Here is a 14,977-nt window from a genome sequence, read left to right as displayed (position 1 = left end):
AGGATTTGGCGGCCAGGGAGGCCTTGGGGTCGTGATTCAAATCAAAGCGGTTTTGACTGAGCTGTTATTATCTGCCGTATCTTTTAAGTACGGATTGATCCATGTCCCCTCGCGAGATCCGCATCGCCACCCGTAAAAGCGCCTTGGCCCTGTGGCAGGCCGAATACGTCAAAGCCCGCCTGGAAACGGCCCATCCCGGCCTGATCGTGACCCTGGTGCCCATGGTCAGTCGCGGTGACAAGCTGCTGGACTCGCCGCTGTCGAAGATCGGTGGCAAGGGCCTGTTCGTCAAAGAGCTGGAAACCGCGTTGCTGGACAACGAAGCCGACATCGCCGTGCACTCGATGAAGGACGTGCCCATGGACTTCCCCGAAGGCCTGGGCCTTTTTTGCATCTGCGAACGGGAAGACCCCCGCGATGCGTTCGTCTCCAACACGTTTCCCAGCCTTGAAGCGTTGCCTGCCGGAAGTGTGGTCGGCACTTCCAGCCTGCGTCGCCAGGCACAGTTGCTGACTCGCCGTCCGGACCTGCAAATCCGTTTCCTGCGCGGTAACGTCAACACGCGCCTGGCCAAGCTCGATGCCGGTGAGTACGACGCGATCATCCTCGCCGCCGCCGGCCTGATTCGCCTGGGCTTTGAAGATCGCATCACCTCGGCCATCAGCGTCGATGACAGTCTGCCGGCCGGTGGACAAGGGGCGGTGGGCATCGAGTGCCGCAGCGCCGACAGCGAAATCCACGCCCTGCTGGCACCGCTGCACCATGCAGACACCGCCACGCGAGTGTTCGCCGAGCGTGCCCTCAACAAACATCTCAATGGCGGTTGCCAGGTGCCGATCGCCTGTTACGCCGTGCTGGAAGGCGAACAAGTCTGGTTGCGCGGCCTGGTAGGAGATCCCAACGGTGGCCGGCTGCTCAGCGCCGAAGCCCGGGCGCCGCGCCACGATGCCGAGGCGTTGGGCGTGCGGGTGGCGCAAGACCTGCTGGGCCAGGGCGCAGGCGACATCCTCAAGGCGGTCTACGGCGAGGCCGGCCACACGTGACGGGCTGGCGGCTGCTGCTCACCCGGCCGGCGGACGAGTCGTCGGCGCTGGCGGCTGTCCTGGCCGAAGCGGGAGTCTACAGCAGCAGCCTGCCCTTGCTGGATATCGAGCCGGTCCCGCTGTCCGAGGCCGGGCGAGCGATACTCCAGGCGCTGGACCAATACTGTGCCGTGATCGTGGTCAGCAAACCTGCCGCACGCCTGTGCGTCGAGCTGCTGCGCCAGTACTGGCCCCAGCCTCCAGACCAACCATGGTTCAGTGTGGGCGCCGCCACCGGACAGATCCTCATCGAGGCCGGCCTCACGGTTTTTTATCCCGATAACGGCGACGACAGCGAAGCCTTGCTGGAGCACTTGGTCTTGCGCCAGGCTATTGCGCGGCCTGAACCCAAGGTTTTGATTGTGCGGGGCGAAGGCGGGCGTGGCTTGCTGGCAGAGCGTTTGCGCGAGCAAGGTGCTAGTGTCGATTATCTGGAGTTGTACCGCCGCCACTTGCCCAATTACGGCGAAGGGGCGTTGCCGGCGAAAGTTGAAGCGGAACGCTTGAACGCACTGGTGGTCAGCAGTGGGCAGGGCTTCGAGCATCTGCAGCGGCTGGCCGGCGATGCGTGGCCGGCCCTGGCGCGGTTACCGTTGTTTGTTCCAAGCCCAAGGGTTGCCGAGATGGCGCGTGCCGCCGGGGCCCGAACAGTTGTGGATTGCCGTGGCGCCAATGCCGCGGCTTTGCTGGCGGCGCTACGGGAACACTCCGTGCCGTTTTCTAATGCAAAGGATGGATACGTGAGCGAAACAGCCTTGCCAAAAGAAGATCTAGACCAGCCAGCGATCGATGCGCCGGTTGAAACCCCGCCCCCGCCCCCGATGGCGCCGCGGCGCGGCAACGGGCTGGCCATTGTTGCCTTGCTGCTCGGGGCCGCCGGCGTAGCCGTAGGCGGTTGGGGCGTGTGGCAGGTGCGTCACCTGCAAACCAATAACCAGCAGCAGTCCGCCCAGGTCCAGGCGCTGAACGATCAGGCCCAGACCCTCAAGCTCAACGAGCAACGCTTGAGCGAGCGTCTGGCGCAATTGCCCCCGGCCGAAGAGCTGGAGGAGCGGCGGCGCCTGGTGGCCCAGTTGCAAGGTGACCAGCAGCGCCTGAACCAGCGCCTGGAAACCGTGCTCGGTGCCAGCCGCAAGGATTGGCGCCTGGCCGAGGCCGAGCACCTGTTGCGCCTGGCCAGCCTGCGTCTTTCGGCCCTGCAAGACATCAACAGTGCCCAGGCGCTGGTCCAGGGTGCTGACGAAATCCTGCGCGAGCAGAACGACCCCGGTTCGTTCGCCGCCCGCGAGCAACTGGCCAAGACCCTCGCCGCGTTGCGCAGTACCGAACAACCGGATCGCACCGGCCTGTTCCTGCAACTGGGTGCGCTGCGCGACCAGGTGCTGCAACTGACCGAACTGGCCCCCGAGTACAAGGACCGTGGTGAATCCCTGCTGGGCCTGACCGCCGATGGCGATGGCGCCAGTCGTTGGGCGCAGTGGTGGGACCAGATCTCGCGCTATATCCGTATCGACTTCAACGCGGATGAGAATGTTCGTCCGCTGCTGGCCGGGCAAAGCCTTGTGCAAGTGCGCCTGGCCTTGAGCCTGGCGCTGGAGCAGGCGCAATGGGCCGCCCTCAATGGTCAGGCGCCGGTATACACCCAGGCGCTGACCGAGGCACGGGACGTGTTGAAGAACAACTTCAACCAGGACAACCCGCAAAGCAAAATCATGCTTGAACGCGTAGGTGAACTGTCCAAGCAACCGGTGACGGTGGTCACCCCGGACCTGACAGGCACGCTGAGCAGCGTCCAGGCTTACCTCGAGCGTCGCAACCTCAATGCCCAGGAATCGGTCAAGCCGCTGCCCGCGCCTGGCGCGCAGGAGGCCACGCCATGAAGCGTCTCTACGTGATTCTGTTCGTGGTCATCGCTGCCGCTGCTTTGCTGGGCGTGGCGATTGCCGAGCATTCGGGTTACGTGCTGGTGGCGTACAAGAACTTCCGTTATGAAGCGGGCCTGTGGGTCACCCTGGCCTTGGTGGCAGTGCTCTGGCTGGTGTGGCGAGGCCTGAGGGCGTTGATCGGCCTGGTGACCACGTCCAGTGGCGTGGTCAACCCGTGGTCGCGGCGCAACCGCAGCCGGCGGGTGCAAGTGGCGATCGAGCACGGTCAGTTGGATCTGGCCGAAGGTCGCTGGGCCAGTGCTCAGCGACACCTGCATCGCGCCGCCGAAGCCGAGCGCCAGCCGCTGCTGTATTACCTCGGTGCCGCCCGCGCGGCCAACGAACAAGGTCTTTACGAACAGAGCGACAGTTTGCTGGAGCGCGCCCTGGAGCGTCAGCCCCAGGCGGAACTGGCCATTGCCCTGACGCACGCGCAACTGCAGACCGATCGCGGTGACACGGACGGCGCCTTGAGCACACTGCAGGCCATGCACGAGCGCCATCCCCATAACGTCCAGGCCCTGCGCCAACTGCAACGCCTGCATCAGCAGCGCGGCGATTGGTCGGCGGTGATCCGGCTGTTACCGGAGTTGCGCAAGGACAAGGTCCTGCCGCCGGCTGAATTGGCTGAACTGGAACGTCGCGCCTGGGGCGAAAACCTCACCCTGGCAGCCCACCGCGAGGAGGACGGCAGCGTCGGTTTGCAGTCGCTCAATCGCGCCTGGCAACAACTGACCTCGGCCCAGCGCCAGGAGCCGGCGCTGGTGCTGGCCTATGCCGAGCAACTGCGCCAGTTGGGCGCGCAGGTCGAGGCCGAAGAGGTGCTGCGAGGTGCGCTCAAGCGTCACTATGACAGCCATCTGGCGCGCCTGTACGGGTTGGTTCGTGGCAGTGATCCGAGCCGCCAGTTGCAAGCGGCCGAAGGTTGGCTCAAGGACCATCCGGCCGATCCAAGCCTGCTGCTGACCCTGGGGCGTCTATGCCTGCAAAACAGCTTGTGGGGCAAGGCGCGGGATTACCTGGAAAACAGTTTGCGCGTCCAACGTAATCCCGAAGCCTGTGCCGAACTGGCGCGGTTACTGGCGCAACTGGGGGACGCCGAGCGCAGCAATCAGTTGTTCCAGGAGGGGCTGGGGCTGTTGGATGAGCGTCTGTTGGCCGCACCGTTGCCGGTTCCGATCCCGGCTAAGGTCATGTCCACTTGAGATGAGACATTGCGGTGCCCCCATGGTTGGAAGCAAAGCCTGCTCGCGAAACCGGTGCCTCGGTTTCTGAAAGACTGTGTCGTCTTCATCGCGGGCAAGCCTTGCTCCCATAGGTGATATCTGTTTGTTTCTGGGGCTTTGGCCATGCCTTCAGCAAAGTCCTACAGCTGGGTGCGCTGAATCCTCTTCGACCTGTCGGGAATTCCCTACATCCCTGGTGAAGTGTCTGCGCGGGCCTGCCTTGAAAGGCCCGAGGGCTTTCCTCTACCGTAACTACTTGTCTCTTCTGTTACGGAACCGCCATGTCTTTGGCCAGCTCACGCTTCTTGTTTCTCATGGCTTCCATCGCCGCGGCCCTGGCTTTGGGCATCGCCACTTATCTGGAGTATTCGGTCGGCCTGATGCCTTGCAGCCTGTGTGTCTTGCAGCGGTTGTGCCTGATGCTGTTCCTGGCGAACAACCTCGTGGCATGCGTACACGGTCCAGGGCAACGAGGCAGTCTCCTGTATGGGGCGGCGGGGTTGGTTTTTGTGGCGGGGGGGATGACCCTGGCATGGCGCCAGGTTCTGATACAGAGCCGTTCGTTCGAACCGTTGCCCGACTGTATTGCCCAGCTCAAGCCGACGGATTCCTGGTGGTGCGCGTTGCACCGCGTCCTTGATGGCGCTGTCGATTGCGCCAATATCACCTGGACGCTGTTTGACCTGAGCATCCCCGAATGGAGCCTGTTGTTTTTCCTCGCGGTATCCAGCGCGATGACCTATCTGCTGCTGCGCCTTGTCTGGAGTGCTCTGGTACGACCGCTTCGCGACGATACGTCGCAGTTGGTCCGGGCCCTGGATTAAACACTTGTATGAACTTTATCTCCTGCGTACCTTGAAGCCATTGTCGTGCGGGCATAATCTGGCCCGCACGTGTTATTGGAATTGTGCCGCTCGATCATGTTGTGTCTGGCTTGTCCCTGATCATCAGGCGTGCACAGGCTGCGAGTGGCATGACTCACAAGGGAAGAAATCACCATGCTCGAAAGTTGTCAGAATGCGCAGGAACGCTGGGGTGGAGTGCATCTGCTGATCGATCGCTGGTTGCAGGAGCGCCACGAATTGGTTCGGGCCTATGATGCCCTCGGCGATAAGCCTGAAGCGCTGAGCGAAAGCCGCAAACCCTTGCAGGAGTTCTGCGGTGTGCTGGTCGACTATGTGTCTGCCGGTCATTTCGAGATCTACGAACAACTGACGGGCGAGGCCAAGGCTTTCAACGACAAGCGTGGCCTGGAGCTCGCCGAGCAGATCTACCCGCGCATCGATGTCATCACCGAAAAGCTGCTGGCGTTCAACGACCTGTGCGATGAAGGCAAGTGCGTCGCGGAAAAATTCAAGGAGCTGGGCGGCTTGCTGCACGAACGTTTCGAGTTGGAAGACTGCCTGATCGAAGTGCTGCACAACGCCCACAAGGAAGAAGCTGCGGTCCAGGCCTGAGAGGGTTTCGCGGTCATGAAAAAACGGTGCGCATTGCGCGCCGTTTTTCGTTGGGCCAGGGTCAGATGGTCGCGCCCAGCAACTCGATTTCAAACACCAGTGGCGTGAACGGCGGGATCACATCTCCTGCCCCTTCGGCGCCATAGGCCAAGGACGAAGGGATCACCAAGCGCCATTTCGCACCTACCGGCATTTGCGGCAGTGCAGTGCGCCAGCCGTCAATCACGCTGTCGAGGTTGAACCACTGCGCCTGGCGGTTGGAGTCGAATACGGTGCCGTCCGGCAATCGACCGGTGTAAAGCACCTGGACTTTGCCGTGAGGGCCGGCCTTCGCGCCGTGGCCTGGCTTGATTTCGGTCAACAGAATGCCGTCGGCGAGTTGCTGGACACCGGGTCGGCTCTTTTCTTCGTTGAGAAATTTCTGCTCCGTTTTCAGCGCGGCTTCAATCTGCGGCGTGGTCGATGGTGCATTCAATTGCGCCTGGTGCTCGGCCAGGATCTGTTCGATGCGTTCATCTTCCAGGGCCAGCGGCTTGCCCAGGTAGGCCTGTTGCAAACCCTCGACCAAGGCTTTGATCTGCAGGTCCGGCACGTCCTGGCGCAGGCGTTCACCGAGGCTGGCGCCCAGGCTATAAGCCAGATCGTGAGCATCGTTTGCGCTGGTTTTTTCAACGGCCTGGACCGTGGAGCAAACCATGCACAGGAATAAAAACAGGTGACGCGACATGTGTGCTCTCCGGCCTCGAATCGAGGAATTATGCCAGTGCCGATCTCTATAAAGGTGGATTGCCTGGACGCTGACGCAGAAGATTTTTCGTCTCTTGCAACGCAACGTCTTATGTAGTGTCAACATGCCCTAGCGGCGGTTGTAGCAGAGGTCTAGTATGAGCCGCACTTACGTCAGTCAGGAGGTAAACCATGTCGGCCACCAAGAAGCCTGTAAACACTCCGTTGCACTTGCTCCAACAACTCTCGGGCAGCTTGCTCGAACATTTGGAAAATGCCTGCTCCCAAGCTCTGGCTGATGCTGAGAAACTGCTCGCCAAGCTGGAAAAACAACGCGGCAAAGCGCAGGAAAAACTGCACAAGTCGCGCACCAAACTGCAAGACGCAGCCACCGCTGGCAAGGCCAAGGCGCAAGCCAAGGCCAAAGATGTCGTGAAAGAACTCGAAGACCTGCTTGATGCCTTGAAGGATCGTCAGTCCGAAACCCGTGCCTACATTCTGCAACTCAAACGCGATGCCCAGGAAAGCCTGAAACTGGCCCAGGGTGTCGGTCGTGTGCAAGAAGCCGCAGGCAAGGCGCTGACACTTCGTGCTGCCAAGCCTGCCGCTGTATCGGCCAAGAAGCCGGTGGCTAAACCCGTTGCGGCAAAAGCACCGGCCAAAGTCGCTGCCAAGCCTGCCGCCAAGGCACCGGCCAAAGCTGCCAGCAAGCCTGCCGCCAAACCCGTCGCTGCCAGTGCTGCAAAACCTGCGGCCAAAAAACCAGTCGTCAAGGCGGCTGCCAAGCCTGCCGCAAAAACCGCGGCCGCTAAACCTGCTGCCGCCAAGCCCGCTGTAAAAGCTGCTGCTAAACCTGCTGCTAAACCTGCGGCAAAAGCTGTAGCCAAACCTGTCGCTAAAACCGCCGCCGCCAAACCTGCCGCGACGAAAACCGCTGCCGCTAAACCCGCTGCAAAAGCGGCTGTGAAATCCACTGCCAAACCTGCCGCCGCCAAGCCAGCTGCCAAGCCTGCGGCAACCAAAACGGCTGCTGCCAAGCCTGCTGCGAAAACGGCCGCCAAGCCAGTCGCTGCCAAAGCCCCCGCCAAAGTGGCGGCCAAACCCGCTGCCAAACCGGCTGCTGCTAAAGCGCCTGCCAAACCAGCTGCCGCGAAGCCGACCGCTGCCAAACCTGCCGCCAAACCAGCGGCCAAACCAGCGGCGAAACCTGCCGTGAAAAAACCAGCCGCTGCAAAACCCTCGACTGCACCAGCAGCCAAGCCAGCGACGCCGGCTCCGACTGCGGCACCTGCTCCAACCGCCAGCACTCCGGCCGCGGCGCCCAGCCCATCCGCCGCCGTTGCGCCGAGCACCAGCAGCACCCCAACCAGCGCTTCCTAAGTGCCGGACACCGCGACGCGCAGCTGATGCAGCGCGTCGCGGCTCGCTGGTCCGGCATTCGCCGCCAGCCCTTGCAGCCATTGCGCTGAATCGTTCTGTTGTGCTCCAGGCCAATCCTTGGCCAGCGCTTCCAATCGTTCCAGCAATTGCCGTTCGGCTGCCAACTCCAGTTGCTTGACCTGTTCGCGCAGGTCATTGAGTGCCGTGTCCTGGAGGGCGCCGGTTTTCCATTGGCTGCGAAGCGTGCGCAGGGGCCGCACCACCTCGGCATCCCACGGTTCGGCCAATTGTCGAAGCTGGCGCAGCCTTTGCTCATTGCAGGCCACGCCGCGCTGCGCCAGCCACAGGCCGCAAAGCAGCAGGCAGACGTTGGCGCCGGCGTCCTGCGACGCCAGGCAGGCAGGCTCTACGCCAGGCTTGGCATAGAGGTCGAGGGAAAAACTCCACAGGTCAGGGGACATCGTGCTACTCGCGCCAGTTGCGAGCGAAGCTGGTAGACTCCGCCGCCATTATGATCCGACTTCAGAACCTGACTTTACAGCGTGGCCCGCAACGTCTGCTAGAAGACGCCGAGCTGACCCTGCACGCCGGCCACAAAGCCGGCCTCATCGGCGCCAACGGCGCCGGCAAATCGAGCCTGTTCGCCTTGCTGCGCGGCGAGTTGCACCCAGACTCGGGAGATTGCCTGCTGCCGGCCGATTGGCGTATCGCCCACATGCGCCAGGAGGTCGACACCCTCGAGCGCCTGGCAGTGGACTACGTGCTCGATGGCGACTTGCGCCTGCGCCAGGTGCAACGTGACCTGGCTGCCGCCGAAACGGCCCACGACGGTGCCGCACAGGCCCGCCTGCACGCGGAACTCGACAGTGCCGACGGCTACACCGCCGATGCCCGCGCGCGCAAATTGCTCGCCGGCCTGGGCTTTACCAATGAGCAGATGGATCGCCAGGTCGGAGACTTCTCCGGTGGCTGGCGGATGCGCCTGAACCTGGCGCAGGCCTTGATGTGCCCTTCGGATCTGCTGTTGCTCGATGAGCCGACCAACCACTTGGACCTCGACGCCATCATCTGGCTCGAAGACTGGCTCAAGAGCTACCCGGGCACGCTGCTGCTGATTTCCCACGACCGTGACTTCCTCGACGCCGTGGTCGATCACGTCGCCCATGTCGATCAGCGCAAGCTGACCTTGTACCGCGGTGGCTACAGCGCCTTCGAGCGCGCTCGTGCCGAACGCCTGGCCCAGCAACAGCAGGCCTACGAGAAGCAACAGGCACAGCGTGCGCACATGGAAAGCTACATCGCCCGCTTCAAGGCCCAGGCCACCAAGGCCCGCCAGGCCCAGAGCCGGATCAAGGCGCTGGAGCGGATGGAAGAGCTGTCTGCGGCCCATGTCGATTCGCCGTTCGATTTTGTCTTTCGCGAATCGACCAAGATCTCCAGCCCGTTGATCGACCTGTCCGACGCGCGCCTGGGCTATGGCGACAAGACCGTGCTGGAGAAGGTCAAGCTGCAACTGACCCCGGGTGCGCGGATCGGTCTGCTGGGCCCCAACGGTGCCGGTAAGTCGACCCTGATCAAAAACCTTTCCGGCGAACTCGAGCCGCTGGCCGGGCGCCTGACCCGTGGCGAGAACACTGTGGTCGGCTACTTCGCCCAGCATCAGCTTGACTCCCTGGATTCCAAGGCCAGCCCACTGCTGCACTTACAACGCCTGGCGCCCACCGAGCGTGAGCAGACCCTGCGTGACTTCCTCGGCGGTTTCGACTTCCGCGGCGCACGTATCGACGAGCCGGTGCTGAATTTCTCTGGCGGCGAAAAGGCGCGCCTGGCGCTGGCGTTGATCGCCTGGGGGCGGCCGAACCTGTTGCTGCTCGACGAACCGACCAACCACCTGGACCTGGAGATGCGCCTGGCCCTGACCATGGCCTTGCAGGAGTTCAGTGGTGCGGTGCTGGTGGTGTCCCACGATCGGCATTTGCTCAAGAGCACCACGGATAATTTCTTCCTGGTGGCCGACGGCAAGGTCGAGGAGTTCGACGGCGATCTGGAGGACTACGCCCGTTGGCTGGTGGAGTACCGCCAGCGCAACGCGCCGGTCAGCAGCACACCGGTCAACCCGGACAAGACCGACAAGAAAGCCCAGCGCCAGGCCGCCGCCGCATTGCGCCAGCAACTGGCGCCGCACAAGCGCGAGGCCGACAAGCTCGAAACCGAGTTGGGCAAGCTGCATGAAAAACTGCAAAAGATCGAAACCAGCCTCGGCGATAGCGGTCTTTACGAGGCGGCTCGCAAGGATGAATTGCGTGACCTGCTGGCGGAGCAAGCCAAGCTGAAGGTTCGGGAAGCGGAGCTCGAGGAGGCGTGGATGCAAGCGCTGGAACTGCTGGAAAACCTGCAAGCGGAGCTGGAGGCGTTGTCCTGATGGAAGCGTTGGCGTTGCCTGTACCTGTCATGTGGATCGAGCCGATCTGGCTCGGTGTGCAAATCCTGCTGATTCTGCTGGCCGGTTATGTCGCGCAGCGTGTCGTGGCGCGGGCCCTTACAGGCCTGGGTGAGCGTTACCCATTTCCGCCGCAGTTGGTGATCATCCTGCGAGGTGTGCTGCGCTGGTTGATCATGGGTAGCGCAGTGCTGGTGGTGCTCGAACGCCTGGGCGTCTCGGCGACGGTACTGTGGACTGCATTGTCGGGTTTTGTCGCGGTGGCAGCGGTGGCGTTCTTCGCCATCTGGAGCGTGTTGTCGAACCTGTTCTGCGCCGTGTTGATCTACACCGTCGGACCGTTTCGCCTGGGCGATGTGGTCGAGCTGGTGGACACCACCGACAAACCCGGCATCAAGGGACGCGTGGTGGCGATCAACCTGCTCTACACCACGCTGATCGAAGCCGAGGAGCTCGGCACCGGCAGCGCCATGGTGCAAGTACCCAACAGCTTGTTCTTCCAGCGCTCGGTGCGCCGCTGGCGTGGCAGCGAGGCGTTTCCGGTCGGCGGCTTCGTCGAGTAATTCGGCCTTGGCCCGATGGGTTGTCCTTGCAAAAAAGCGGTAGTCAAGCGCGCGGCGGCGCATTAGCTTAGTCGTTTTCGACGAGTCTGAGCCGAGGTGTGCGATGGTGCTGGAAACATGGCTGGCGTTTTTCGCCGCATGCTGGGTGATCAGTCTTTCCCCGGGCGCCGGTGCCATTGCATCGATGTCCAGTGGCTTGCGCTACGGTTTTTGGCGTGGCTACTGGAATGCCCTGGGCCTGCAACTGGGCCTGGCATTGCAAATCGTGATCGTCGCCGCCGGTGTTGGCGCGATCCTCACTGCGTCGGCCACCGCGTTCTATGCGATCAAGTGGTTCGGCGTGGCCTATCTGGTTTACCTGGGTATCAAGCAGTGGCGCGCCATCCCCGGCGATATCAGCGATGAGGCCGTTGTGCGGCCGATCGGCAATCCTCTGGCGCTGGTGTTTCGAGGCTTCCTGGTCAACATCAGCAACCCCAAGGCCCTGGTGTTCATGCTGGCGGTGCTGCCGCAGTTCATCGATCCCCATGCCCCCTTGCTCAAGCAATACCTGATCCTGGGCGTGACCATGATTTGCGTCGACCTCATCGTCATGGCCGGATACACCGGGCTGGCGTCCAAAGTCCTGCGTCTGTTGCGCACACCCAAGCAGCAACGGCGGATGAACCGCGTCTTCGCTGGCCTGTTCATCGGTGCGGCGGGTTTTTTGGCGACGATTCGCAGGGCTGCGGTTTAACACCGAACGAAACCTGTGGCGAGGGGATAAATCCCCTCACCACAAATCCGCTGAATCCTTCAGCGCAAAATCACCGGCGCGCTATCGCGTGGCAGGTTGTGGCGTTGTGCAGGCTCGCGGGGTTGTTCGTAGCTCGGCCCACCCAACTGTTCGCTCAACTGCCGTGCCACGTCTTCACCCAAGGCCTTGGACACATCGCGCACCACCCGTGGCCGGTTGAGGCTGATGTGCACGTCCCGGTGGTTCAACAGTTTGGTGTCCTGGCCTTCGCCCATGGCCGTGAAGGCCGAGGTGATTTCGTAGGTCTTGGTGTTGATCAGGCTGAAGTCCGCCACCAGGGTCAGCGCAAGTACGGCCGAGTAGCTGTCGGTATTGGCCAGTTCGTTGATGTCGCGGGTGAAGTCGATGTCCGACACCGTGCCGAACAGCACGTAGTCGGCACCCTTGAAGTTCCCGGCCTTGATGCGCTTGATCACGTCATAGACGTCGCCGTTGGACGCCGCCGTGTGGGGCGTGCCCTGGGTCAGCTGGAACATCCCGCTGCGCAGGATCTCGCCCTTGATGTCGCCAGTGAACTTGCGCAGCTCGCCCTGCTCGATGTAGCTGCTGGTGGCTTCCATCTCGTCGTAGCTCGAGGAAGCGCTGGCGCTGTAAGGGTTCGCCTGGAAGTTGCTCTGCGCTGAAACGGTGTGGATGTATTCCTCCACTCGCTCCTGGTACGCAAGGTCGGTCACCGCGACTTTGGGGGCCGCCTGCGCGCCAAATGCGCAGGCCAGGGCCATGATGCCTATCCATGTGCGCATGGCTTAGCGCTCCGTGGTCTTGCGGATTTCTTTTTCGTCCATCCACTCGGCCAGACCGCTCTCGACGTCGATCAATTGCAGGCTGAATTTGTAGAAGACGTCCTTGTAGTCGCTGCTGCGCTTGACGATCGAGCTGATAGAACCCTCGAGACGGTACTTGGCGGCGATCATGTTGCCGGTCTTGGCCACGGTGCTTTTCTTGTACAAGCCGCTCTGGTTCTGCAGTTTGAGCTGGTCGACCTGGCTGTCCATGGCGGTGTTGTCGCTGGCGAAACGGGCAGCGCCGGTTTTCATCAGCTGGGTCTTGATGCTGGTGGTGATTTCGCGGGTGTCGATGTATTCGCTGGTCTTGTTCTTCACGTCATAGACCTGGACCACCGGACGCCCCTGCAGGATGCCGGACTGGGCCAGGGAGCGGGTCATGGATTCGGCGATCATTTGCAGGTCGGTGGAGCCGAACTCGTTGGTCACGGTTTCCACGGCCTTGGTATCGCCGTAGCTGATGTTCTTGTTGCCCAGGACCGGCGAGTTGTTGGCGCAGCCGCTGACCAGCAGGACGGCGAGGGCGATGGACGAAATGCGTACGAACATGTGGGGTCTCTCGAAAACTGGATAAAAGGTCTGTGGCGAGGGGATTTATCCCCGTTCGAGTGCGCAGCGCTCGCTGAAAATTGGGGCTGCTACGCAGCCCAGCGGGGATGAATCCCCTCGCCACAGGAATGTGCATCTGTCTTATGGGGTATTGATTTCCAAACGGAAATCCACCGCCTTGGGCGTCGGTGCGATGGCCGGCAGGAAGCTGGTCTGTTCGCCGTACAGCGTCAGGCTTTTCCAGGTTTCTTCCTCGGCGATCGGGAAGCCTTCCGGCCCCAGCCAGGCAAAGCGGTAGTACATCGTCTTGTTGTTGTAGCTGGTGTTGCTCAGCTGGACATTGACGGTCAGGTAGCCGTTTTCCCGGGCTACGCGCATGGCGCCAACCACGATGTTCTTGGTCTTGCCCATCGCCACGACCTTGCTGGCGGCGCTGCCCGGCTCCGGTGGCGGCGGGGTGGCGCAACCGGCCAGCAAGACCAGGGCGCCGACGGCGATCAGTTTTAAACGCATGTGAACAAGACTCCGTTCTTAAGGTTGCTTGAGGGCAATGGCGGTCGGGTTGGCGCTGGGCATTACCTGGGCAGCCAGGCCACCGGCGAACACCTGGTTCCCCACTGCTCGCAGGCTGATGACCTGGTAGCGCTGGTCGACGGTGACCTTGACCACCGAGCCGCCCACCGAACTTGGCAAGGTGACCTGGTGTTCGCCTTTCTTCAGGCGCAGGCGCACCACCTGGGTGTAGTCGGGCAGGGTGCGCCAGGTCCGGGTGTCAGCGCCTTCGAGTACCGCCGAAGTGAGGCCGACGGCCAGGCCGGCCAGTGGGTTGGTATCGTTGATCTGCTTCTGCGCCACGCCACGGGTGATGGCGCGCACGGTGGTGCGCAGGATGATGCCCGGCATGTCGTCGCGCAGCGCGCGGCGGGACATGGCGGTGGTGCTGTTGAGTTGGGTCAGGTCCAGCTGACGACCGTCGACACCGATCTGGCCGACGGGGGCAGTGGAGGTATCAGGCTTGATCACAGGGAACGACAAAGGCGTGATGACCAGGTTGCCGCTGATCGGCAAGGGCAGGGGAATGCGGATCGAATCCCGGGACGGTGCCAGGCCACTCTGCACCACGATCAGGATGTCGCTGTCATCGTTCTTGGCGGCAGGCTTGTCGAGGTTGAGCAGGGCTTGCTCCAGCAGCGGCGTGTTGGGGCGCAGTTCGGCGGCCTTGCGATAACCCGGCGCGGCCAGGTCTTTTTCACCGAGGGCTTCATAGACGAAGCCGGCCAGGTAATGGCTGAACGCGCTCTGGTAACTGTTTTTCAGGCTGACCACTTCCGGGGCGTCGAGGCTGGCCACCGGATAACCCTTGAGGTCCTTGTATTCGGTCTTGACCCCTTGCTTCTCGGCGTCTTCCTCGCGCTTGAGGTATTCCTTGTCCCGCAGGTCGGCGATCACCGCTTCGCGTTCGTGGGTCTTCTTGATCTGGGTCCGCGCGCCGTCGAAGTCATTCACGGCCAACAGGTTCAGCGCCATCTGCGTGGTCAGCATGACCTTTTCGTAGTCGTAGCCTTCGTAGCGGCGGACTTTATCGTTGACCAGGAAGCTGCCGAACTGGGCCAGGTACTTGGCCGTGTCGAGTTTGACCGCATCCTCCCACTGGCCAACCTGCTGATCGGCGCTGGTCCAGGCCACCTGGCTGCCGGACAAGTCGCCCTTGGCACGCAGCAGCTCGCCCTTCTCGAAGTAATACAGCAGGTCCTTGTCCTGGCTGCTGTTGTTCTTTTCCAGCAGGGTCAATGCCGCGTCGACGTTGCCGGACGCCAGTTGCTGGTTGGTCTGGGCCAATTCGCTGTCGTAGTTGCGAAAGGCCGAGCAGCCGGACAACAAGGTGATCGCACCGAGGGCGACCGAAAAAACGGCACGGGATGCCATGAACATTTCTTCCCTGAGTAACAGCCGGGGTGTGCGGGTCGGGCTGGAGCGATCCCACGGACAAGCGTCGGGACGCTGTCAGTTCCTCATAAAAGGAGGAGCTTTTATGCCGTCGAATAATA

15 protein-coding genes and 1 pseudogene are annotated in these 14,977 nt (G+C 62.2%); 10 read left to right on the top strand and 6 right to left on the bottom strand.

The window, feature by feature from the left end:
• Positions 1-101 precede the first annotated feature (101 nt).
• The 6 genes and pseudogenes from hemC (at position 102) to PBDP_RS28820 (ending at position 5,690) form a co-directional block, all read left to right on the top strand.
• Positions 102-1,043, top strand: coding sequence for a hydroxymethylbilane synthase (hemC, locus tag PBDP_RS28840; RefSeq protein ID WP_116833730.1), 942 nt, complete (start codon positions 102-104; stop codon positions 1,041-1,043).
• Positions 1,040-1,786: pseudogene (locus PBDP_RS30085) on the top strand (uroporphyrinogen-III synthase); the annotation flags it as partial. The gene hemC and the pseudogene PBDP_RS30085, both read left to right, overlap by 4 nt.
• 36 nt (positions 1,787-1,822) lie before the next feature.
• The gene (locus PBDP_RS30080; RefSeq protein WP_249411873.1) at positions 1,823-2,962 is read left to right on the top strand and encodes a uroporphyrinogen-III C-methyltransferase; all 1,140 of its coding nucleotides are present in this window, start codon (positions 1,823-1,825) and stop codon (positions 2,960-2,962) included.
• The gene (locus tag PBDP_RS28830) at positions 2,959-4,212 is read left to right on the top strand and encodes a heme biosynthesis protein HemY (protein WP_109752631.1); all 1,254 of its coding nucleotides are present in this window, start codon (positions 2,959-2,961) and stop codon (positions 4,210-4,212) included. The genes PBDP_RS30080 and PBDP_RS28830 overlap by 4 nt, the downstream gene beginning before the upstream one ends.
• A 302-nt stretch (positions 4,213-4,514) precedes the next feature.
• Complete coding sequence (locus PBDP_RS28825) at positions 4,515-5,057, top strand: disulfide bond formation protein B (RefSeq protein WP_212801611.1); 543 nt, start codon at positions 4,515-4,517, stop codon at positions 5,055-5,057.
• A gap of 174 nt (positions 5,058-5,231) precedes the next feature.
• Entirely contained in the window at positions 5,232-5,690 is a 459-nt protein-coding gene (locus tag PBDP_RS28820; protein ID WP_003206770.1) for an Rsd/AlgQ family anti-sigma factor, read from the top strand.
• A 61-nt stretch (positions 5,691-5,751) separates the two neighbouring features.
• Here the strand turns inward: PBDP_RS28820 and PBDP_RS28815 are convergent, their stop codons facing one another.
• The gene (locus PBDP_RS28815; protein WP_163856204.1) at positions 5,752-6,417 is read right to left on the bottom strand and encodes an FKBP-type peptidyl-prolyl cis-trans isomerase; all 666 of its coding nucleotides are present in this window, start codon (positions 6,415-6,417) and stop codon (positions 5,752-5,754) included.
• 191 nt (positions 6,418-6,608) lie between these two features.
• On the opposite strand from PBDP_RS28815, the gene PBDP_RS28810 reads away from it, so the two are divergent.
• Complete coding sequence (locus PBDP_RS28810; protein WP_212801610.1) at positions 6,609-7,796, top strand: AlgP family protein; 1,188 nt, start codon at positions 6,609-6,611, stop codon at positions 7,794-7,796.
• Here PBDP_RS28810 and PBDP_RS28805 read toward each other — a convergent pair.
• Complete coding sequence (locus tag PBDP_RS28805) at positions 7,793-8,257, bottom strand: TIGR02444 family protein (RefSeq protein ID WP_109752624.1); 465 nt, start codon at positions 8,255-8,257, stop codon at positions 7,793-7,795. The two genes, PBDP_RS28810 and PBDP_RS28805, sit on opposite strands and share 4 nt — an antisense overlap.
• 50 nt (positions 8,258-8,307) lie before the next feature.
• Here PBDP_RS28805 and PBDP_RS28800 point away from each other — a divergent pair, with 50 nt between their 5' ends.
• The 3 genes from PBDP_RS28800 to rhtB all read left to right on the top strand — a co-directional run bounded on the left by PBDP_RS28800 (position 8,308) and on the right by rhtB (position 11,535).
• Entirely contained in the window at positions 8,308-10,218 is a 1,911-nt protein-coding gene (locus tag PBDP_RS28800; protein WP_109752623.1) for an ATP-binding cassette domain-containing protein, read from the top strand.
• Positions 10,218-10,799 (top strand): mechanosensitive ion channel family protein, encoded by a 582-nt coding sequence (locus PBDP_RS28795; RefSeq protein WP_109752622.1) that lies wholly within the window; start codon positions 10,218-10,220, stop codon positions 10,797-10,799. Before PBDP_RS28800 ends, PBDP_RS28795 begins: the two co-directional genes overlap by 1 nt.
• A 103-nt stretch (positions 10,800-10,902) precedes the next feature.
• A complete protein-coding gene (rhtB, locus tag PBDP_RS28790; RefSeq protein ID WP_109752621.1) occupies positions 10,903-11,535 on the top strand; it encodes a homoserine/homoserine lactone efflux protein in 633 nt (210 codons plus the stop codon).
• A gap of 59 nt (positions 11,536-11,594) precedes the next feature.
• On the opposite strand, the gene PBDP_RS28785 is transcribed toward rhtB, so the two are convergent.
• The 4 genes from PBDP_RS28785 to PBDP_RS28770 form a co-directional block, all read right to left on the bottom strand.
• Positions 11,595-12,338, bottom strand: a complete 744-nt coding sequence (locus tag PBDP_RS28785; protein ID WP_212801609.1) for a penicillin-binding protein activator LpoB — start codon at positions 12,336-12,338, stop codon at positions 11,595-11,597.
• 3 nt (positions 12,339-12,341) lie between these two features.
• Positions 12,342-12,929, bottom strand: coding sequence for a penicillin-binding protein activator LpoB (gene lpoB, locus PBDP_RS28780; RefSeq protein ID WP_109752619.1), 588 nt, complete (start codon positions 12,927-12,929; stop codon positions 12,342-12,344).
• 141 nt (positions 12,930-13,070) lie between these two features.
• Positions 13,071-13,442: a YcfL family putative periplasmic lipoprotein gene (locus PBDP_RS28775; RefSeq protein ID WP_109752617.1), complete on the bottom strand. Its 372-nt coding sequence runs from the start codon at positions 13,440-13,442 to the stop codon at positions 13,071-13,073.
• Positions 13,443-13,460: 18 nt separating this feature from the next.
• Positions 13,461-14,855: a COG3014 family protein gene (locus PBDP_RS28770; protein WP_109752955.1), complete on the bottom strand. Its 1,395-nt coding sequence runs from the start codon at positions 14,853-14,855 to the stop codon at positions 13,461-13,463.
• Positions 14,856-14,977: the final 122 nt, after the last annotated feature.

It is taken from the genome of Pseudomonas sp. St290 (assembly GCF_018325805.1).
Classification (GTDB): domain Bacteria; phylum Pseudomonadota; class Gammaproteobacteria; order Pseudomonadales; family Pseudomonadaceae; genus Aquipseudomonas; species Aquipseudomonas bijieensis.
This window is presented reverse-complemented; position numbering and strand designations above follow the sequence as displayed.